Source organism: Hahella sp. KA22, assembly GCF_004135205.1.
Classification (GTDB): domain Bacteria; phylum Pseudomonadota; class Gammaproteobacteria; order Pseudomonadales; family Oleiphilaceae; genus Hahella.
Map to the genome: position 1 here is coordinate 2,980,762 of NZ_CP035490.1, position 20,256 is coordinate 3,001,017.

The 20,256-nt window shown below is 47.1% G+C and carries 18 protein-coding genes; all 18 read left to right on the plus strand.

All coding sequences use genetic code 11. The features are described 5' to 3' along the window. Window positions 1-46: 46 nt before the first annotated feature. The 18 genes from EUZ85_RS13375 to asnB (EUZ85_RS13460) all read left to right on the plus strand — a co-directional run bounded on the left by EUZ85_RS13375 (window position 47) and on the right by asnB (EUZ85_RS13460) (window position 20,242). Window positions 47-1,723 (plus strand): ABC transporter ATP-binding protein, encoded by a 1,677-nt coding sequence (locus tag EUZ85_RS13375; RefSeq protein WP_164887234.1) that lies wholly within the window; start codon window positions 47-49, stop codon window positions 1,721-1,723. After that, window positions 1,720-2,442, plus strand: coding sequence for a hypothetical protein (locus EUZ85_RS13380; protein WP_127969762.1), 723 nt, complete (start codon window positions 1,720-1,722; stop codon window positions 2,440-2,442). The genes EUZ85_RS13375 and EUZ85_RS13380 overlap by 4 nt, the downstream gene beginning before the upstream one ends. A gap of 1 nt (window position 2,443) precedes the next feature. Continuing rightward, window positions 2,444-3,181 carry a WbqC family protein gene (locus EUZ85_RS13385; RefSeq protein WP_127969763.1) on the plus strand — a complete coding sequence of 246 codons (738 nt, stop codon included), beginning with the start codon at window positions 2,444-2,446 and terminating at the stop codon, window positions 3,179-3,181. A gap of 16 nt (window positions 3,182-3,197) precedes the next feature. After that, a complete protein-coding gene (locus EUZ85_RS13390) occupies window positions 3,198-4,376 on the plus strand; it encodes a glycosyltransferase (RefSeq protein ID WP_164887235.1) in 1,179 nt (392 codons plus the stop codon). Continuing rightward, on the plus strand, window positions 4,364-6,160 hold the full coding sequence (gene asnB / locus EUZ85_RS13395) for an asparagine synthase (glutamine-hydrolyzing) (protein ID WP_127969765.1): 1,797 nt from the start codon (window positions 4,364-4,366) through the stop codon (window positions 6,158-6,160). Before EUZ85_RS13390 ends, asnB (EUZ85_RS13395) begins: the two co-directional genes overlap by 13 nt. 9 nt (window positions 6,161-6,169) lie before the next feature. Continuing rightward, complete coding sequence (locus EUZ85_RS13400) at window positions 6,170-6,886, plus strand: cytidylyltransferase domain-containing protein (RefSeq protein ID WP_127969766.1); 717 nt, start codon at window positions 6,170-6,172, stop codon at window positions 6,884-6,886. Then, window positions 6,861-7,811, plus strand: a complete 951-nt coding sequence (locus tag EUZ85_RS13405) for a D-isomer specific 2-hydroxyacid dehydrogenase family protein (protein ID WP_127969767.1) — start codon at window positions 6,861-6,863, stop codon at window positions 7,809-7,811. Before EUZ85_RS13400 ends, EUZ85_RS13405 begins: the two co-directional genes overlap by 26 nt. Continuing rightward, window positions 7,792-8,820, plus strand: coding sequence for an N-acetylneuraminate synthase family protein (locus EUZ85_RS13410; protein ID WP_127969768.1), 1,029 nt, complete (start codon window positions 7,792-7,794; stop codon window positions 8,818-8,820). The genes EUZ85_RS13405 and EUZ85_RS13410 overlap by 20 nt, the downstream gene beginning before the upstream one ends. Beyond that, window positions 8,817-9,944 carry a UDP-N-acetylglucosamine 2-epimerase gene (gene neuC, locus EUZ85_RS13415; protein ID WP_127969769.1) on the plus strand — a complete coding sequence of 376 codons (1,128 nt, stop codon included), beginning with the start codon at window positions 8,817-8,819 and terminating at the stop codon, window positions 9,942-9,944. Before EUZ85_RS13410 ends, neuC begins: the two co-directional genes overlap by 4 nt. 54 nt (window positions 9,945-9,998) lie before the next feature. Then, the gene (locus EUZ85_RS13420) at window positions 9,999-11,465 is read left to right on the plus strand and encodes a hypothetical protein (protein WP_127969770.1); all 1,467 of its coding nucleotides are present in this window, start codon (window positions 9,999-10,001) and stop codon (window positions 11,463-11,465) included. 1 nt (window position 11,466) lies between these two features. Further along, window positions 11,467-12,027: an acyltransferase gene (locus EUZ85_RS13425; RefSeq protein ID WP_127969771.1), complete on the plus strand. Its 561-nt coding sequence runs from the start codon at window positions 11,467-11,469 to the stop codon at window positions 12,025-12,027. A 35-nt stretch (window positions 12,028-12,062) separates the two neighbouring features. Continuing rightward, complete coding sequence (locus tag EUZ85_RS13430) at window positions 12,063-12,914, plus strand: bifunctional 2-polyprenyl-6-hydroxyphenol methylase/3-demethylubiquinol 3-O-methyltransferase UbiG (protein WP_127969772.1); 852 nt, start codon at window positions 12,063-12,065, stop codon at window positions 12,912-12,914. 24 nt (window positions 12,915-12,938) lie between these two features. Next, window positions 12,939-13,841, plus strand: coding sequence for a hypothetical protein (locus tag EUZ85_RS13435; protein ID WP_127969773.1), 903 nt, complete (start codon window positions 12,939-12,941; stop codon window positions 13,839-13,841). Then, a complete protein-coding gene (locus EUZ85_RS13440) occupies window positions 13,838-14,971 on the plus strand; it encodes a glycosyltransferase (protein ID WP_127969774.1) in 1,134 nt (377 codons plus the stop codon). The genes EUZ85_RS13435 and EUZ85_RS13440 overlap by 4 nt, the downstream gene beginning before the upstream one ends. Before the next feature lie 213 nt (window positions 14,972-15,184). Then, window positions 15,185-16,279: a hypothetical protein gene (locus tag EUZ85_RS13445; protein WP_127969775.1), complete on the plus strand. Its 1,095-nt coding sequence runs from the start codon at window positions 15,185-15,187 to the stop codon at window positions 16,277-16,279. Continuing rightward, entirely contained in the window at window positions 16,280-17,428 is a 1,149-nt protein-coding gene (locus tag EUZ85_RS13450) for a glycosyltransferase (RefSeq protein ID WP_127969776.1), read from the plus strand. Further along, window positions 17,400-18,266, plus strand: a complete 867-nt coding sequence (locus EUZ85_RS13455) for a class I SAM-dependent methyltransferase (protein ID WP_127969777.1) — start codon at window positions 17,400-17,402, stop codon at window positions 18,264-18,266. The genes EUZ85_RS13450 and EUZ85_RS13455 overlap by 29 nt, the downstream gene beginning before the upstream one ends. Then, window positions 18,254-20,242 carry an asparagine synthase (glutamine-hydrolyzing) gene (asnB, locus tag EUZ85_RS13460; RefSeq protein WP_127969778.1) on the plus strand — a complete coding sequence of 663 codons (1,989 nt, stop codon included), beginning with the start codon at window positions 18,254-18,256 and terminating at the stop codon, window positions 20,240-20,242. The genes EUZ85_RS13455 and asnB (EUZ85_RS13460) overlap by 13 nt, the downstream gene beginning before the upstream one ends. Window positions 20,243-20,256 lie beyond the last annotated feature (14 nt).

Below are 20,256 nucleotides of genomic sequence, written 5' to 3' on the forward strand. Positions count from 1 at the left end.
GCTCATGGTGGTGATGGTCGCGGCGGCGGCGTTTGAGGGGGCCAGTATGGCGCTGTTGTTGCCGCTTTTGTCGATCATTGGCGTTAATGATGCCGGGGGGGCTGGTCTGCTGCAGTCGATGATGGAAGATTTTCTGGGTTTTCTTGGAATGGACGCCTCAATAATAGGCGTATTGTCAGTCGTTATTTTTATGTTCGCGTTGCAGGCGTTAATTCTCACTTTGCAAACGTGGCATACGGCTGATTTGCAGCGTTGCTATGGCGCGCATTGGCAGCAACGCTTGTTCAAGGCGTTTATTCTGGCTCATTGGGAGTTTATCTCGCACAGGAAGCAAGGGGTGTTAATCAAGTCCATCACCACCGAAACCTTGCGTTTGAGCGGCGCATTTATGGTGATGGCGCAAATATCTTCATCTGTCGTTGTCATTCTTGTCTATGTCGTTGTCGCCGCGTTTCTTTCCTGGAAGATAACAATGGCTTTAATTGGACTGGCCGCAGTGCTTTTTCTGGTGGTCAAAAAAGTCACTATCAAGAATTACAAGATTGGAACGAATATTAGTAACTGTAACAGCCGTCTCATGGTGCAGGTATCTGAATATATCTCAGGCGCGAAACTCGTGAAATCAACAGGGTCGGAACCATTGGCGATTGAGGAGATTAACGAGGTTACGGAGGAGTTAAGGTGGAATCATACATTGGCGACGTTTATCCCCGGCGTCACCAGGAATATTTTTGAGTTTGCATCCATCGCCGCACTTTGCCTGATTCTTGTAACTGGCCATATCTACTTTCAAACGCCTGCAGCATATATGTTGCTCATACTTGGTTTGTTTGTAAGGCTGCTGCCGAGATTTAACTCGTTACAACAGAATGTACAGCTACTGGGTTCATATCTACCTGCTTTGCTTGAGTTGAAAGCGTTGTGCGAGGAAGCGGATGAGCAGCGGGAAGCGCAGGCGCTTGAAGGCGCTGAAGGTGTGCGAACTCCAAGCGGCCCGCTGTCTCTTGTTAATGTCAGCGCTGGCTATGGCGGGCGTCGACTCATACAAGGCGTGGGGTTCTCTGCTCCAGAGAGAGGCTTTATCGGCGTAGTCGGAGAGTCAGGCGCGGGGAAATCAACGCTCGTGCATACAATTTTGGGGCTTAGCCAACTGTACGGTGGAGACATTCGCATTGGTGAATCCTCCATTCATCAGGTTCCACCTGCCCTGTGGCGCAAAGCGATTGGATACGTGCCCCAGGAAACAATCTTGTTTCACCGGACGATCAGGGAAAATATTGCCTGGAGCGCTAAGGGCGCAAGGGATGAAGACATTGTGCAGGCGGCGAAAAAAGCGAATGCGCATACCTTCATAGAAAGCCTGCCTGATGGCTATGACACGATAGTCGGCGACCAAGGCGTGCGCTTGTCTGGCGGGCAGCGTCAGCGCTTGGGCATCGCCAGGGCTTTGCTATCCCACCCGCAAATATTGCTGTTGGACGAGGCGACCAGTGCTCTGGATTCGGCGTCTGAGCAAGTCATTCTTGGCACGCTGGAGCAACTTCGAGATGAACTATGCATTATTTCCATTGCTCACCGTCTATCCACGGTCAGAAATGCTGATCAAATTATCGTGATGGGGGAGGGGCAGGTTATTGAGACAGGCTGTTGGACGACACTGATGTCGGACGGTGGGTCGTTATATCAGTTGGCATGTAAGCAACACATGGTTTCATTATCATGAGTGAAGACTTTACGGAAAGAAAATATGCGGAAGTTCTTGAGGTTGCTTTATCAAGATTCCACTTCCAGTTAATTAAAGATGACTCTTTCGAAGAACGAGTTGCTGTTTGGCGGCATGATATTGACTTCTCACCCAGCCGGGCGCTAGCGCTCGCAAAGATTGAAAAGCAGCTGGGAGTTAAATCCACCTACTACGTACAACCCTCTTCACTGTTTTACAGCGTATTTGATCCCAAAACGATTGATCAGCTAAGACGGATTCATGAACTAGGGCATGATTTAGGCCTGCATTTCGATCCCAGTATTTACCAGGAACAAAACCTGGAGGAAGCAATCCAGATAGAAGCGAATGTGATAGTTGCGCTTATTGGTTGTGAAGTGGCTTCCTTTTCTCTACATAACCCGTCCACTTATGACGCCAATAGTTTTGAAAGAGCCGTTATAGGAGGAATGAAAAACGCCAGTTATACCGTATTCAGGAACAGGTTCAACTATTGCTCAGACAGTAACGGAATCTGGCGTTTCACTCCTTTACTGGAGGTTTTAAGGGACGACGCGATTGACAGTGTATATGTATTAACTCATCCGGTCTGGTGGCAGAAAACAGATATGAGTCCAAGGGACAAGGTGCTTCGCAGCCTGGATGGGCGGACTTCATACTTGATAAGTTACTACGATAATCTTCTCGAACAAAACAACAGACCTAATATAGGGAAGTGACATGACGCGAAGCAAAGATGAATGTGCAGTCGTCAGCGGGCACCAGCCTAACTTTTTTCCTTGGTTTGGATACTTTGAAAAAATGGCGAAGAGCGATGTCTTTGTTTTTTCAGATGACGTCAAGTATCCCAAACAGTGTTATGTAAACAGAGTCACTATTCCTGTTGGCGGCGGCTCTGCCTACTTAACTCTCCCGGTGAGCAAAGGCAATGATCAAAGGATCGCTGACAAGAAATATGTTAAATCGGAAAAAGAGCTTAACAAAATACTGAAAACTATAAATCTTAATCTCTCTGGTATGCCGTATAGTCATGAGCTGGCGCCTATTTGCGAAGAGCTTGCGTCCATCTACTTTCTTTATTCCTCTGTTGCAGAAATCAATATACACATGAATATGTATATTGCTTCTTTATTAGGAATAGACGTGGAGTTCAAGAAAGGGACAGAACTCGGACTGGAGGCATTTCATAAAAATGAACGCTTGATTCGTCGCTGCGAAGTGCTTGGATCGAGCGTGTATCTAAGCGGTCAAGGAGCAGATGGATATCAGGATGAGAGCTTACTTAATCAGGCGGGTATAGAGCTTAGGAAAGTGGAGTACGACATAGGAAAAGCGTTGCTTGGTCCTGATCTGCAACACTCAATACTTGTCGCCATTGCGAGAAAGGGGGCGGCATGTTTGAAACAGGCAATTCGAGCGCAAACGGTGGGGCTGCGAAATGAAAGCTCTATATATTGACGTCAACGTCAGTTACATGAATCCAACCGCCAGTTTGATGCCGGCGCTTATTGCCGAAATTGCTCCGGATTCAGACTTTTACGGGCCGGGTTTTGTCTCGGAAGAGGCGCTTGAGCGAGGCCTGTTGCGATGGATTGATGAGTCTGGCCCCTATGATGCGGTATTTGTAGGACCATGGTGTCCGGTCTTTGTCGATGACATCAATGAGCCTGCAGATAGATTGGTCGCCTTCCTGCAACGGAGTGTGGCGAAAGATTTCAAGCTTAGATGCGTTGACGGTTTTATCAAAGATATCAAAACGAATATTGGGAAAGCGCAGGCGCCGGTGAAGTTGGTGTCGACGCTATCGTTTGACTATTACGCAGCGACGCAGGAGCAAATTGATCGATTGTTGGCGCAAGGATTGACAGTAGTGGGTCCCAATCATCAATTTATTCAGCCGCTATCTGAGCTTCCCGCCTTCGCTCAACAGGAAAAACACTATATTAAAAAAGCCAACCGATTATCCGATGCCTGGTATGACTTTGCTGTTTCGCAGCCTGAACGCTTTATTACCGCGCTACACTATATCGCTCACAACGAGTTCTCCTATCTTCCGCTAAGCGACCGGCGCTATGACTCATCGATTCCTGGTATTGATTACTATCTAAGAAAACAGGCCAGCGAAAAGCTGAGCCGCTCCAGCTTTAAGCTGGCGCCTAAGCATTATTTTAACTTCTTCAGGCTCGCCAATAAGCTGGGTGCGCCTGTCTACTCGAAACATATACCGCTAAAACTATTCAATGAGCTCTTTCACCGAAGCTTGGGCTCCACCAAATTTGTCTATACGGCTAAGGGTGGATTTGGCATGCCAATTCGGAAGTTTTTTGAGATTCCCGCCGCAGGAGCGGTTTTGTTATGTACGCCTTGTATTGGGTATGGCGATGCCGGGTTTAGGCATGGGGAGCACTATCTGGAAACAGCGCCGGAAGAACTCCCTGATCGTTTGGCGCAGCTTATCCATGATCCTCATGCACAACAGATCGCCAATGCGGGACGGAAGTTAGTCGCCGCACAGCATTCTCTGGCCGCGAGAGCAAAGCAAATAAGGATGTGTATCGAAGCCATACTGGCCAAGCAATATATGGGGTCAACCTGGAGCGACGGTCAATTTCTGATTCATCGGAAACGCAGCGAGAAGATATGTGCGGCTTAATTGCAATTTTTGATCCTTCTGGCGTCGTTAGAAGCGATGCGGAAACTTCTTTGGGTATGCTGAAACACAGAGGCCCGGACGCGCAGGGTTATAAGTTGTATAAAAATGATCGCCTGTTTCTGGGGCATGCGCGTCTCAAGATTATTGATCGCTCTCAGACGGCTAATCAGCCTTATATTTCACCCTGTGGCGAGTACACTATCATTTATAACGGTGAAATTTATAACTATCAGGAGATCCGGGACGAAATAGGTTTGCGCTGGAACTGGTCCACCCGCAGCGATACAGAAGTGTTATTAGCCGCCTGGTGTCTGTGGGGGGCTGACTGCCTTAAAAAACTGGTGGGGATGTTTGCTTTCGCCGTCTATGACAATACTGCGGGAAAGGTGTATTTAGCCCGTGACAGGTTTGGCATCAAGCCTTTCTACTTTTCAAGAAATATAGAAAGCGGTCAATGGATAGCCGCCAGTGAGATTCCACCCATTCTGTATACCCGGCGCTCCGCCAGCGAAAACCTTTCAACCATCAGGGACTATCTTGAATATGGTTTGTACGACCATACCCACCACACGTTTTTTCGTCACATTTATTCTGTTGGCGCCGGTGGACTGATAGAAATTGATCTGAGCACAGGAACATGGGCGGACAGTAAATGGTATCGCGTAACAGAGAATATTCCTGACTTGTCAAAAGCGACGGATGAGGAAATATATCAAACTGCATCCACGCTGATCGAGCAGGCTGTGAAGTCTAATCTCATCGCTGATGTTGACGTTGGGCTTAACGTTTCCGGCGGCGTTGATTCCTCAATGCTGGTGCGGATGGCTGTTGAACAATTAGGCGCGGCGCATCTTTTTACGCAGGATTATGAGGGATATTCGGAGTTACCCTGGGTAAATGAGATTTCCCAGGGAGGAGACTTGCATGTAGCGAGTTTAACTTCCGAGATGATTTACACATCCATTCTGAAAACTACCCGCGACCAGGCTGAGCCGTTTGGCGGCGTCTCTGTATGTGGATACAACTTTACCTATGAGCTTGCCAGAAAGAATAACGTGACGGTGCTTTTGGATGGCAATGGCGTTGACGAAACATTTCTGGGCTATAAGCGATACCACCAGCAATACATACAGTCATCCTCTACTGATTCTGAATATCGCTCGCGAGAGCAGGAGTATTTCCTATTCTGGGGTGAGAAGTATAAGGCTGCGGCAGTCGGGGAGGCGATTGATGGTAGCAGGGGCGTCAGGCCTGAAGCCATCTCGCCCAGTCTTTTACATGAACCAGGATTGTCGTCATGCGTTCCAACCTATTTTGGCGATCCGGTAAAGCAAGCGGCGGCCGTAGACCTTCTGCACAACAAAATTCCAAGAGGCCTGAGGTTCAATGACCGGGTTTCCATGGCCCACTCAAGAGAGTTAAGGGTGCCTTTTCTGGACCATCGTTTGGTTGAGTTTGCCTTTGCGATTCCAACAGAAAAATTAATAGGAGGAAAAGGAACCAAACGAATATTCAGGGATATATTGGCGAAACGAGGCGGCGCTGAAGTCGCCTATTGTCCCAAGCGGTCGGTGCAATCGCCTCAGAGAGAGTGGATCGCCAAAGACTGGCGGCCCTGGATTGAAAATATTCTGGTTTCCGAGAGTTTTAGAAGCCGGAATTGGGTATGCCCTGATAAAGCCGGGCAGCTATACAACGCTTACCTGAATGGCGATCAGGATAACTCATTCTATATCTGGCAATGGCTTAATCTGGAGCTATGGGCCAGAGAGTATCTGGATTAGAAATACCCCATGAAAACACTTGCGATTATTCCCGCGAGAGGCGGGTCCAAAGGGATACCAAGGAAAAATCTGGCTGATGTATGCGGAAAGCCTCTTATTCAGTTCTCCATTGAAACCGGAGCGGAGCTGGCTGCAATGGGGGCGATAACAAAGTGCATTGTCTCCACAGATGATAGAGAGATTGCAGGTGTGGCCAAGGCATTAGGCGCGGAAGTGCCCTTTATGAGGCCTGAGGCGGCGGCGACGGATACTGCAAAAGCCGTCAGCTATGTGCTGCATGCGATTGATTTTTTCGAAAGTAAAGACGAGCCCTTTGATGCTGTGTTGCTGTTGCAGCCTACCAGCCCCCTCAGAAATGCGGAAGCAATTGGTGAGGCCATTGAGTTGTTTGAGTGCAGCGACGCCGACTCGATGATTTCCTGTTATCAGGAGGATTACATAAACGAACTGGTGAGTTATGAACGCGCTGATAAAGGGAGGCTTATCCCCAAAAGCGCGATGCACAATCAGGGTGTTAGAAGGCAGGAAATAAAACCCATACTGGTGCGAAATGGAGCGCTGTATATGACCCGCGTTCCATTCATTAAAAAACAACTAAAACTTGTTTGCGACAATCCTATGCTTATGGAAATGAGCAAATACGACTCGGTAGATATTGATACGGAAAGTGATCTGAAACTTCTTAGAGCGATCATATCTTATGAAGATAGGAATACTGGAGCCTGATAATTTCTGCCAGGAAGCAATGGGGCGCTTGGCGATGCTTGGAGAGGTTTGTCTCTATAGCGGCGCTTCCCTGGAGCGGTTTTTGGCTGCTGTAGATGTCATCTTCATACGACTTGCCCACCAGATCGACGCCGGCTTTTTAGCTAAAGCTCCAAAGTTACGTGTTATTTGCTCTCCTACCACTGGACACACTCACATTGATGAAACCGAGCTCAGTAAAAGGGGTATTAGACTGATCAGTTTGAGGGGCGAGGTCGAATTTCTGAAAACCATTCGAGCGACGCCAGAGCACACCTTTGGGCTGATTCTGGCGCTTCTGAGAAATTACAAATCTGCGGTTTTACAAGTATCTAATGGCGTTTGGGATCGCGACAGGCTTAGAGGAGAAGAGCTGTTCGGTATGGCGGTCGGAATCATTGGAATGGGGCGGGTAGGGAGCCGTGTTGCGGAATACTGTTCTGCGTTTGGAGCCCGGATTCACTATTTCGACATAAAAGATATCGTCGTGACGAACTCTTCCTGGCGCAGAGAAGCTGGCGTTCTACCCATGATCGCAAACTGCCGCGTGATCGTTCTCTGCGCTTCACATAAGAATGGCGAGCCTCCTTGTATTGGCGATGAAGAAATAGCCGCTTTGGCAGGGAAGTACTTTGTGAACACAGCCCGGGGTGAGCTGGTAAATGAAAACATTCTGGTTCAAGCGATTAATGATGGGGTGTTTGCCGGCGTCGCGCTGGATGTCGTCAGTCATGAGAACAACCCGGATAGTCTGAAGAAGTGGAGGGATATTTCGTATAGAAGCGATGTGCTGATAACGCCTCACATCGCGGGAGCAACGACAACTTCAATGGCGAAGACTGAACGCCATATTGTGCACCTTCTTCAGTCCTTCATAAAGGAAAATCATGAATATAAGCAACTATGAAGAACAAGGACGAACCTTCGTTATCGCTGAAATAGGACAGGCGCATGACGGCAGCATAGGCATTCTGCATTCGCTGATTGATGCGGCCGCCTCTACTGGGGCCGATGCAGTCAAGTTCCAGCTTCACATTGCCGACGCAGAAAGCAGCCCGCTGGAGCCGTTCAGGAAAAAGTTTTCCTATGTAGACAACTCTCGCTATGAGTATTGGAAGCGTATGGAACTTTCCTTGGAGCAGTGGAGAGAGGTCAAACGGCACTGCGACTCCCTGGGCGTTGAATTTCTCGCCACGCCTTTCTCGAACGTTGCGGTTGACCTGCTGCAAGAGCTGGGAGTCAAGCGGTATAAGGTAGGGTCAGGAGATGTTCATAATCTGCTGCTTATAGACAAAATCATACGCACCGGCAGGGAGATTATTCTGTCTTCCGGACTCAGCTCCATATCTGAGCTGGAAAGAACCGTGGAAGTCATAAAAGAGCATGGCGCTCCCTTCGCACTGCTGCAATGCACGACGCAGTATCCGACTAAACCTGAAAGTATCGGGCTTGCCTGGCTGAGGCGGTTTAAAGAACGTTTCGAATGTCCGGTTGGCCTGTCAGATCATTCAGGAACTTGCTATCCCGCCATCGGCGCTGTCGCTTTGGGAGCGTCCGTTGTGGAGGCTCACATTACGTTTGACCAGAACATGTTTGGCCCCGACGCCTGCGCGTCGATGAATATCCAAGAGTTCAAGAGGATGGTCGATGGCGTGCGCTGTATCGAGCAGGCCAGATCGGAAGGTGAAGGGAAAGAGATTGATGATGAAAAAGAAAAATTGAGGACTATGTTTGGTAAGTCTCTTGCTGTGAATAGAGATATTGAAGCAGGTGAGACTCTGACTTTTGCTGATTTGGAAGGTAAGAAACCATATGGCGCAGGTATTCCAGTGAATAGCTTTCGCCAAGTAGTCGGCCGTAGTTTACGCCAATCGAAAAAAGCCTGGGACTTTATCGAGAAGGATGATTTGCTATGAAGAAAAAAATATGTGTGGTGGTCGCCAGCCGGGCCAACTATGGCCGGGTCAAGTCAGTTATGCGCGCCGTTCAGGAGTCTCCTGATTTAGAGCTGCAATTGATCGTTGGCGCTTCAACCTTGCTGGAGCGGTTTGGGAGGGCGATCGACGTCATAAAAGCCGACGGCTTTACCCCCTTGAGATCGATTTACTATGTCGTTGAAGGTGAGACGCTGTCTACTCAGGCGAAGTCCACTGGCATGGGAATTGTGGAGTTGACGACGGCGTTCGAAGATCTCAAGCCAGATATGGTGGTAACGGTGGCGGATCGATTTGAAACCATGGCGACAGCAGTTGCCGCGACCTATTTGAATATCCCCTTAGTGCACCTGCAAGGGGGAGAAGTGAGTGGGAATATCGACGACAGGGTGCGCCATGCCATCACCAAGCTGGCGGATGTGCATTTCGTCGCGTCTGAAATGTCCGCCGAACGTGTTATCTCGATGGGGGAAAATCCCCGGTACGTATTTAACTATGGTTGCCCGGCGATAGATTTGCTTTGTGATATCGACTTATCGCTGGACCCTAGAGACATGAAAAAGTATCAGGGGGTCGGTAAGCCGGTAGATTGGAGCAAGCCTTACATCCTGATGTTGCAACATCCGGTTACGACCGCCTATGGGCACGGCTTTGAGCAAGTCAGTGAGACGCTTGAGGCGTTAAAGCTGGTGAAGGATATTCAGAAAATCGTGATGTGGCCGAATATCGACGCAGGCAGTGATCATGTCTCCAAAGGAATTCGACATTTCCGTGAAAATAACATGGATGCGCCTATCTTTTACTTTAAGAACTTTCCGCCGGAAGACTACGCTCGCGTACTGAATAATGCGGTCTGCTGTGTCGGCAACTCCTCATCATTCATTCGGGAAGGCTCGTTCCTTGGCGCTCCGGTTGTTTTGGTTGGCGATAGACAACAAGGGAGGGAGCACGGAAATAACATAGCCTTCTCCAATTATGAAAGGAATCAGATATCAGATCTGATCATGAAGCAGTTGGAGCATGGTAGATATAAGTCAGATAAACGATTTGGCGTGGGCAAAGCTGGATCAAGGATTGCGGAAGAGTTAACCAAATTGATTCTGTAAGAGCGCTTAATTAAGGCGGCTTCAAAATATAAATAAAAGATATTGGAGCGAGACATGAAAAAAATAGCGCTTGTCAGTTACCCAGGTCAGTATTTTCTTGGGTTTGCAAAATCGCTGGAAGAAACAGGGTTCGAAGTCTATTGGATTTGTATTACAACGTCTGAATATCGCGTCATCACAGAACAACTGCGTATTCCAAGGTCCCGTGTATTGGACACTAATGCCGGGTTTCGCTACGGCATGTTTAATGAGAAAGAATGCCGGGACAACCTTGCTGCGATAGAGCAGTGCGGCTCACCCAAAATAAATAACATTATCCTGATGGACAGGATACTGAACAAAATCCGCCCGGATGATGCGCTCTGTTATATGGAGCATTTGCGACGGGTGATCACGGACTTCTTGGCTAAGAACGAGATCAATCTGGTCAGTAGTGGAAGGGATACGGCATTACAGCTAATGACGATGATGGTCTGCCGTTCTTTGGATATTCCATGGATTGTTCCAACTCGACTGCGGATTCCACTGAATACATATGGATTTTGCACAACGCATGAGACGGACACGCTTATCACGTTCAGGAAAAAATCAAAAGCCGACTATGATTGGGCGCATCGGGTTTTGCATGAATTCAAAGAAGCAAAGCAGCGGCCTGCGCTGAAAATATCCGCTCGAAGCCTGCGAGATACTGTAAAGCTACTTAAACCTCATGCTGCAGTGTTTGCTAACTTGCTTGACAGAAGTAAGCATGACAAAGGTAATAACTGGTCAAGATATACCCTTCCCAGGATTGTGACGATGTACATGCGGAGAAGGGTGAACATGATTTTATTTAACTTGTTCAAGCCCTGGAGCGCGATCAACCTGGAACGCGAGTTTTATATCTATGCGTTACATACCCAGCCTGAATCTTCCATTGATGTGGCGGGGGCTTACTTTTCCGACCAGATTTCTCTCATTACGTTCGTGGCGAGGAGCATTCCGGTAGGTAGTGTGCTTCTGGTTAAAATTCATCCTACCGATATTGATGGGAAGTCACTGCGGTTCTATAGAAAAATCAGCCAAATACCGGGTGTTAAGCTCGTACATGACCAATACGACTCACGTACTTTGATAGAAAGGGCGAAAATCGTCTTTACGCTTACTGGAACCATTGGTCATGAGGCTGGGTTGATGGGTAAGAAAGTAATCACTTTCGCCAATAACTATTATAACGATCTTCCTACTGTACGACTGTGCAAGTCGCCTACGGACTTACCTGAACTGATTCATGATCTCGATCACGAAGACCTCCCTCCTGAAGAATTGAAGACTCGAATCATCGAATTTTTGTCTGATTGCCGCAGCAAAGTGTTCGATGGGGAAGTAAATAGGATGTTTGGTGAAAACCCCCGAGCCTTAAGTGAAGATGACCTTGAGAACCTCAAAAAAGCGTATGCCGCCGTTTATGACTATTTCTATGAACCCTGCTCCCACTCTGTTTATGACGGGTCGTTAAAGCTAACGGGCAGTGGAGGCTGATATGCAGTGGAAGAGTTATTTAAATGGCGTTTGGAACAAAGTTCGCTATTTTCGAAGTGATGTCCAGATCTCACCTTCGACCAGAGTGCCGCTTAATTGCAAAGTTAAGGCGAACCAAGGAGGACATATATACATTGGGCGGAACTGTGAGTTGCACAGTTATTCTATGATTCTTTCATATGGAGGAAGCATATACATAGGAGATAACTGCAGCCTTAACCCATTTTCAATCTTGTACGGCCATGGAGGTCTCAGAATAGGGACGGGAGTGCGGATCGCCGCGCATGTGGTGGTTATCCCTGCAAACCATACACCTGGAGACGAAAGCACGCCTTTGTATAAAAAAGAGGTCTTCACCAAGGGGATAGAAATAGGCGATTACTCATGGCTTGGTGCGGGATGTAAGGTTTTGGACGGCGTTAAAATCGGTAAGCACGCAATTATTGGCGCTGGTAGCGTTGTTAACACAGATATTCCTGATTATGCCGTTGCGGTTGGGGTTCCCGCCCGAGTGATTTCATCCAGTAAGACAACGCCCAGCGCAATCGCCAGCGCGTTTTGAGCACTATTAAAAATTATCAGAGGAAGGTAACTGGAATGCTAACCCTGCCTAAAGAGACCTCATTTGAATATGGAGAGGATTACCAAGCCTCTCAGGTTGATAAGCATAAAAACAGAAAGGCGAACCATTGGCGTTCAAGGATAGAGCTGGCTCATCATCTGGTCGACAAATATGTACTGCCGAAGCTGAGTTATGAATCCAATAAGCAAATTCGCACTCTTGATGTCGGCTGTTCGGTGGGCACCATCGCGATAGAAATGGCGCTGAGAGGCTTCACCTCTGTGGGCGTTGATTTCGATGCATCCGCTCTTCGTATCGGTCATGATCTTGCTGAAGAAGAAGGGGTTTTGGTTGACTTCCAGTTATGTGATGTCGCGGAACTAGAACTTGCGGATGAGGAAAAATTTGATATCGCGCTGTGCTTCGACATATTTGAACATTTACATGATGACGAGCTTGGCGCTCTGTTGCAGGGCATTCGTCGACAAATGCGTTCGGATGGGGCCCTCGTGTTCTACACTTTTCCTCTGCAGTATGACTATATTTTCTATAGTCGCGACTTTCTCACGTGGCCTTTGTGGCCCTTTAAGTGGATGTCTGAAAAGGCTTTCGAACGAATAACAAGAATGTATGCGCTTCTGTTGGATATTTTCCTGGTAGCCAAAACAGGGAAAATATATAAGGAAAGGATTCAAAAACTCTCCCATTGTAACCCCAGTACTCAGAGCAGAATAGAGCTTATCCTGAGGAGAGCGGGATATGACGTTGAATTTATTGAAAGCTCAAATATTTATTCTTTCAATGAGAAAATAATTAAAAGGTTTGGTAAGTATTCTGTAGCGCATAGAAATCTTTATGGCGTGGCAAGGCCTGTTAAGAAGAAATAATAATTATTAATTGTGAGGCGGAATATGGAGAAATCAACCTCTTTATGGAATCTTAATGCGGACCATGGATTGGGATTTTTTGATAAGTTGAAATGGATGTTGCTTAATGCAGCCAATAACACTGTAGGGGGCGGCCCTGTTGACAAAGGGATCCACGTTTCCAACTTTGCAATAGATAATATTAGGGAAATTGAAACAGCTGAAGGCGTTTCGCCTGCGCGCAGGCTGTGTGATCTATTTTGGCATTCCATACCATTGAAAAGATGTACGGACTTTCTGGAACATCCTATTAACGCCGTCGAGATAGGATGTGGATCTGGAATATATGGAGAAATATTAAAAATACTTATAAAAGACGAGTTTTATTATAAAGGCGTTGATGTTTCAGATAATCCAATATGGTTTGAATATCGTGAAAAGTACGGGTTCAATTTCGTTCAAGCCTCATCGAATAATGTCTCCGGCTACCTGGACGATGAAAATTTTATCTTCACGCAAAGCGCACTTGAGCACTTTGATGAAGATCTCACCTTTTTTCGGCAACTTGCCGATTATGTGAGTTCAAGAAAGTCTAATACCTACCAGGTTCATTTGATTCCGTCAGAAAGTTGCATTAGAACTTTTCCTTGGCATGGTGTGCGCCAATACTCGATACAGTCTATTTCAAAAATAACTAACCTGTTTGACGATAATGCTAGTAAGACTTTATATCGGCTTGGTTCGGACCGCTGTAATAAATTGCATTTTGACTGGATCACGCTTCCTCGAATTTTAAGAAAGAGAGATCCGAGAAAGGAAAACCCTGAAGTTTATGAGCATGCGTTGGAAGAAGCGATTCGCCGGGATATGGCGTCGCCTGGCGGAACCACTTGTTTTTATGCGCTGGAGATCATGACAAAGGGCAATCATTGCGAGAAGGATTCATGAAGATCGTTCTATTTATCCGCTCTCTTAATATTGGCGGAGCTGAACGGCAGCTCTTGCTGCTTGCTGAAAGCCTTTCTCTCAAACATGAAGTTATTATTCTTACTTTTTATAGCCAGTTCGAGTATGAGATAAATGATCGCTTAAACTACAGAGTTATTTCTCTCGAGAAGAAGGGGCGATGGAATTTTATAGGATTTATATTCTCATTTATAAAGTTCTTGAGAAGAGAGAGGCCCGACTATATCTATTCTTATATGGGGGCTGCATCCATTGTCGCGGTAATCTCGAAATTGGTTGACAGGAATATCGTGCTGGCATGGGGGTTGAGATCTTCTAATATGGATTTGGCTCTTTATACGAAAATGGATGAGGCTATAAGATGGCTTGAAGTTAAATTGTCAAGATTTTCAAACTTGATAATTTCAAACTCTAACTCGGGGCGCCTTCAGGCAATTAGGGAAGGGTTCAATAGTAGAAACTTTTCTGTGGTGCACAATGGTATTGATACAGAGAAATTCAAGCCAAATTCAGGAGAACGAGAATCCATGCGGAATAGGCTTGGCATATCTCTTGGCGCCAGAGTTATTGGTATAGTGGCGAGACATGACCCTATGAAGGGACTTGAGTATTTTATACATGCCGCGTCCGAATATGTAAATAATCATGATCCTGAGGCTTGTTTCGTAGTGGTGGGAGACGGGAACGCTGAGTATTCAAACAAGTTACGTGACCTGGCCGAAAAAGCCGGCTTGAAAAATCATATAGTATGGGCCGGAAAGCAGACCGACGTATCCTCTTTCTATAATTTGTTTGATGTCTATACTTCAACGTCGATCTATGGGGAGGGATTTTCAAACTCGATTGGCGAGGCCATGTCCTCCGGTGTGCCATGTGTCGTTACTGATGTCGGAGACTCTGCGTATGTATTGGGTGATGGCGGAGTCGTAGTCGCGCCACGATCAATATCGGAGCTTTGCTCGGCCTGGCATAAAATTTTTTCCATGTCACCGAAGGATTACCAGCAGTTATCCGACTATTCGAGAAAGAGGGTTGTTAGTGAATTTAGCGTTGAGAGAATGGTTGCAAGTACAGAGCGCCTGTTTCTAAAAGAGGCGAACTCTGCATGCTGATTGGGTGTGATCGTTCTTTTAAAGGGCTATGCAGTGAATTTAATAAAAATAAATAGAATTATATTTTTCCTTTTCTTGTGCAGTATTTTCTTCCTGTACTATCAGACCAGATTTTTTCCTGGCTCTTTACACTCATGGTTAATGATCGCCGGACTGCTTATAACGTTGCCGTCAGTCATTAAAAGATGCCATGACTCTCATTGGGTGCTTCCGTTGGATTACGCCCTTGTCGTCGGCTTGATTTTGATAATAGTGTTGGGTTTTGTCATTAATTTCAGAACGGCTAACTGGGCTAATTTTCAGGCATATATACTCATGATTCTGACATATATATATGCAAAGGAAAGTACTGATTATTCTAATTTCAGGCTAATTGGACTGGTAATCAGGGCGTTTGTCTTTATTAATGCGACCCTGGTTATTCTTCAAACCGCTACAGGGAGTTACTTCCCTGCGAGGTATCTGGCGTCTGGTGATCCTCCACTGCTTATCGCTTGCGGTGTTTCAGATGGGCCAACAAAAAATGGATTTCTTATATCCTTTTCCCTGTCGTATATGTTGGGTTGTTTGATTTTCAAAAAGCTCAAATTTTCGAAACTAGATTACTTTACTTTTTTTCTAGGGCTGCTATCGCTTGCGTTATCTGCTTCTCGGGCGGGAATTATCAGTTTTGCATTGGTTTTTATTATGGCTGTCCCGTTTGGCGTAATCAGATCAAGACTGGATTCCAGCTATGAAATAAGACGCTCGTTTTGGGTGTTTACAGCCTCAATACTTTTTTTTGTGGTTGGGTCAGTTATCTACTTTGCACTGAGCTTTGGCATACTTTATGAGCTGCGAGGGTCTGGAGTCGACAACTATGGGCTTGCTGTTCTCGAGCACAAATCAACGGTATTTATGGACAGTTCAATGGGGGAACGATTTGGAACTCTCTCCTATTTTTTAAATCTTCTTAAAGAGTCGCCGTTAAGTTTTTTATCCGTTGGTTATGGCTCTGGTAGCTTTATAACTCTATATGGACTGAATATGCATAATTCATGGGTGGAGCTGTTTTTTACTCTGGGAATATATGGCTTTATTTTATTCCTTACACTTACTTTTTATGTGTTCTATAAAGCGCTATCGAGCAGCTTCTCCGTGAGACTGATTCCACTTTTGTTTTCCGTCTTGTCAATAATGATATTTATGTTGGCGCATGATGTGGTTAGAGGAAGGATATTTTGGACGGGGTTAGGCATGCTGGGCGCACTCTCTTTATCCTTCGACCCCAAAGCGATCAAAGATTACTGTCGTTTACAGGGGGCCTAAATGAGGATCATGCATGTCATTACAACACTGGATAGAGGCGGAGCGGAAGCTGCACTGGTGAGGTTATGCCTGGCCGACAAAGACAACTCTCACTATGTTGTCTCCCTTAAAGGGCGAGGGGTTTACGGAGATCTCTTGGAAGCATCGGGGGTATATGTCTTTTCCGCCAACCTGTTGCATAAGAAAACCCTCATAACATCCGTTGTCGCCCTCTTTCGGGAGATCAAACGAATATCGCCTGATATCGTGCAAACCTGGATGTACCACGCTGATCTCGTGGGTGGATTATTGGCGAGATTCGCGTCATGCAGAGCGATATTTTGGGGAATTAGAGGTCCTTACGACAGGAGAAGAACTCCTGTTTCAACGCGCATTGTCGTCAAGCTGTGCGCGATACTTTCCTATTGGTTGCCCATGGGGATCGTCAGTAACTCCAAGTTCGCCATCGAGTCGCACCGAAACCAAGGTTATGACGGCAAGAAGCTCGTTCATATTCCCAACGGATACGAGTCGCCAGAGGCTCCGATAGAGCTTGGATCTATCCGTCGCGTAAAAGAACTCCCTATTCGGAAGATTGTAATAGGCATGGTCGCCCGCTATGACCCTTATAAGGATCACATGACCTTATTTAAGGCTTTAAAAGTACTTTCGCACCGGCGAGACGATTTTATCTGCCATTTGGTTGGTCCAGGCATGACGCATGAAAATGGCGGTCTACAAGAGATGATCTGCGCCTCTGGGGTTGCAAGAGAGGTTATTCGCCTGATGGGCCCCACTTCCAGTGTTGGAGAAGTCTTTGCCGGGCTGGACGTACATGTATTGTCCAGCGCAGCGGAGTCTGCGCCCAATGTGGTTGCTGAGGCGATGTCGTATGGCGTTCCTTGTGTTTCTACGGATGTTGGCGACGCCGGATTGATCATTGGCGATACAGGTTGGACTGCGCCGCCCGAAGACCCGATTGCGTTGGCGGATGCTATCGAGGGGGCGTTTACAGCCATGCAAGACCAAGAGCTTTGGAGGGCCAGGCAGGAAGCCTGCGTAAAGCGAATACGTGAGAACTACAGTATGGCTGGAATGGTGAACGCCTACCATTCATTGTGGAGGAAGGAGATTGCCTTTAATGAACAAGCTGAGGGATATCCCCGTTGATGGAAACATTGACCAACAGGTTGTCAACGATTTTGGTGAGGAGTGGAGTCGGCTGAATCAGGACGCAATGCCGCAGGATGAGGCAGAGCGTCAGTTTAATGCTTACTTCGCTATTTTCCCCTGGCGGCGAATATCGCCTGATGCCGAAGGCGTAGATGTAGGATGCGGATCTGGACGTTGGGCGAAGTATGTCGCCCCACGTGTTGGGCGGTTGCACTGTGTGGACCCGTCTGAAGCGATAGAGGTCGCGAAAGAAAAGCTCAAGACCTGTCCGAATTGCGATTTTCACCGCTCGGGCGTTGGTGCGCTGCCATTTGAGGATAATTCGCTGGATTTTGGATACTCGTTGGGCGTGCTCCATCACATCCCTGATACGGGCAGGGGCATCGCTGACTGTGTTACGAAGCTAAAGCCAGGCGCCCCCTTCCTTATATATCTGTACTACTCTTTTGATAACAAACCTGCTTGGTATAAATGGCTATGGAAGGCGAGCGATTACATAAGAAAAGCGGTTTCTGCGTTGCCAGGCGCATATAAATATCCAGTCAGTCAGCTATTCGCTTTATTCGTATATTGGCCATTGGCGAGAACGGCGCTAATGATGAATAAGCTGGGTTTTAAAGTTGATAGCTGGCCGCTTGGTTTTTACAAAGATAAATCGTTTTACATGATGAGAACCGATGCACTGGATCGACTAGGCACAAGGCTGGAAAAAAGGTTTAGCCGGCAGGAAATAAAGGAAATGATGACTGCCGCGGGTCTTGTCAATGTACATTTCAGTGACAGTCAGCCATACCACTGTGCAATAGGATATAAGAAACTAGTATGTGTGGAATAACGGGGATACTTGGCTACGGCTCGTGCTTCGCCGACTTGCTTCGTGAGATGGGACAAGCCATTGCTCACAGAGGTCCGGATGATGGAAATATCTGGTACGACCCGGACAGTCATGTTGGTTTGTCGCATCGGAGACTGTCTATACTGGATTTGTCTGAAGCCGGCCGGCAACCGATGATGAGCCATTCAGGGCGTTATGTTGTCGCTTTTAACGGCGAAATATATAACCACATGAATTTAAGGGAAAAGGTTGGAGACGTTGGCTGGAGAGGAAGTTCTGATACGGAGTCTTTATTAGCTGGTTTTGAGAAATGGGGGATAGAGCAAACAATCGCCGACGCAGTTGGCATGTTTGCGTTTGCTGTATGGGACCGGCTGTCCAGGACGCTGACGCTTGGCAGGGATAGGGTAGGAGAAAAACCTCTCTACTATGGTTGGCTGGGTGACGGTCGGCGCGCTGCGTTTGTATTTGGCTCCGAGCTTAAGTCTATCACCATGCACCCTGAGTTTAAGGGGGAGGTAAACAGAGACGCTATAGCGTTGTTTCTCAGACATAACTGCATTCCTGCTCCTCACTCCATATACCGAGGGATAAGCAAACTTCCTCCTGGATACCTGCTGAACGTCTCCCTGAACCGTAGGACCCCCACGACCAAGCCCTACTGGTCGGCCTCGGATGTTATAAATAATGCTATTACTGAGCCATTCAATGGAAGCGAAGATGAGGCGGTGGATGCGCTGGAGGCTCTGCTGCTCAATGTCGTAGATCGTCAAATGATCGCGGATGTGCCATTAGGAGGTTTCTTGTCTGGAGGCATAGACTCTTCAACGGTAGTGGCGCTTATGCAATCACGGTCCTCTAGGCCAGTAAAAACCTATACTATTGGATTCACTGAGGCGGGCTTTAATGAAGCTGAATACGCCAAGTCTGTCGCCTCTCATCTGGGGACTGAGCATACAGAGCTTTATGTAACGCCCAAGGACGCTATTTCCGTCATTCCCAAGTTGCCTGCCCTTTATGACGAGCCTTTCGCCGATTCATCTCAAATACCCTGCTACCTGGTTTCCAAGCTTGCGGGCGCGCATGTAAAAGTGGCGCTCTCCGGGGATGGCGGCGATGAAATCTTCGCAGGCTATAACCGCTATGTTTTGTCAAAAAGACTATGGGGGAAACTTTCTCTTTTGCCCGCGCCATTGAGGAGTTTGCTGGCGGCAAGTATGACGAAAATTTCTCCTCAACGGTGGAATGCGCTCTATAGCGGTTTTCTTCAGCTCACCGGTAACAAAGAAGCCCTCTCCAACTTTGGCGATAAGCTACACAAAGCCGCTGGCGTCATCAATTGTCGTTCTATTGACGACTTGTATTACAAACTGGTTTCTCATTGGGGAGATCCAACGTCTGTAGTAAGAGGGGCGGCTGAGCCTGCTACCCTGATAACAGGAGGTGAGTTGCAGCTTCCACACAACTATGTGGAAAGAATGATGGCGCTGGATTTGGTGACCTATTTGCCGGACGACATTCTCGTTAAGGTGGACCGCGCGGCTATGGGCGTTTCTTTGGAGACCAGAGCGCCATTTCTTGACCACAGAGTTATTGAATTTGCCTGGAGGTTGCCAATGGCGTTTAAGCTCCAAGGTAATGACACTAAGCGGATATTGAAAAAGCTGCTCTACCGATACATTCCTGAAACGCTGTTTAACCGCCCTAAAGTAGGTTTTGGGATACCACTGCAAGATTGGTTAAGGGGGCCTTTGAGAGATTGGGCTGAATCTCTGTTGGATGAGAAAAGACTGATCCATGAAGGTTATTTTCACCCCGCCGACATTCGTCTTAAATGGAAAGAGCATTTATCTGGAAGCAGAAACTGGGCCTATAGCCTCTGGGACATACTCATGTTTCAAGCTTGGCTTGAGAGCACAAGAGAAAAAAGCGTCAGTGCATACAATCCGGAAAGTCTCAAAGTTATCAGCGGCTAAGTGAGGAGAAATTG

Coding starts and splice junctions, on each gene's coding strand:
- EUZ85_RS13385 (WP_127969763.1), top strand. CDS start 2,444: ATGACGCGAAGCAAAGATGAATGTGCAGTCGTCAGCGGGCACCAGCCT.
- EUZ85_RS13375 (WP_164887234.1), top strand. CDS start 47: ATGGCGCTGTTGTTGCCGCTTTTGTCGATCATTGGCGTTAATGATGCC.
- EUZ85_RS13425 (WP_127969771.1), top strand. CDS start 11,467: ATGCAGTGGAAGAGTTATTTAAATGGCGTTTGGAACAAAGTTCGCTAT.
- EUZ85_RS13405 (WP_127969767.1), top strand. CDS start 6,861: ATGAAGATAGGAATACTGGAGCCTGATAATTTCTGCCAGGAAGCAATG.
- EUZ85_RS13450 (WP_127969776.1), top strand. CDS start 16,280: ATGAGGATCATGCATGTCATTACAACACTGGATAGAGGCGGAGCGGAA.
- EUZ85_RS13420 (WP_127969770.1), top strand. CDS start 9,999: ATGAAAAAAATAGCGCTTGTCAGTTACCCAGGTCAGTATTTTCTTGGG.
- neuC (WP_127969769.1), top strand. CDS start 8,817: ATGAAGAAAAAAATATGTGTGGTGGTCGCCAGCCGGGCCAACTATGGC.
- EUZ85_RS13430 (WP_127969772.1), top strand. CDS start 12,063: ATGCTAACCCTGCCTAAAGAGACCTCATTTGAATATGGAGAGGATTAC.
- EUZ85_RS13390 (WP_164887235.1), top strand. CDS start 3,198: ATGAATCCAACCGCCAGTTTGATGCCGGCGCTTATTGCCGAAATTGCT.
- asnB (WP_127969765.1), top strand. CDS start 4,364: ATGTGCGGCTTAATTGCAATTTTTGATCCTTCTGGCGTCGTTAGAAGC.
- EUZ85_RS13380 (WP_127969762.1), top strand. CDS start 1,720: ATGAGTGAAGACTTTACGGAAAGAAAATATGCGGAAGTTCTTGAGGTT.
- EUZ85_RS13410 (WP_127969768.1), top strand. CDS start 7,792: ATGAATATAAGCAACTATGAAGAACAAGGACGAACCTTCGTTATCGCT.
- EUZ85_RS13435 (WP_127969773.1), top strand. CDS start 12,939: ATGGAGAAATCAACCTCTTTATGGAATCTTAATGCGGACCATGGATTG.
- EUZ85_RS13440 (WP_127969774.1), top strand. CDS start 13,838: ATGAAGATCGTTCTATTTATCCGCTCTCTTAATATTGGCGGAGCTGAA.
- EUZ85_RS13455 (WP_127969777.1), top strand. CDS start 17,400: ATGAACAAGCTGAGGGATATCCCCGTTGATGGAAACATTGACCAACAG.
- EUZ85_RS13400 (WP_127969766.1), top strand. CDS start 6,170: ATGAAAACACTTGCGATTATTCCCGCGAGAGGCGGGTCCAAAGGGATA.
- asnB (WP_127969778.1), top strand. CDS start 18,254: ATGTGTGGAATAACGGGGATACTTGGCTACGGCTCGTGCTTCGCCGAC.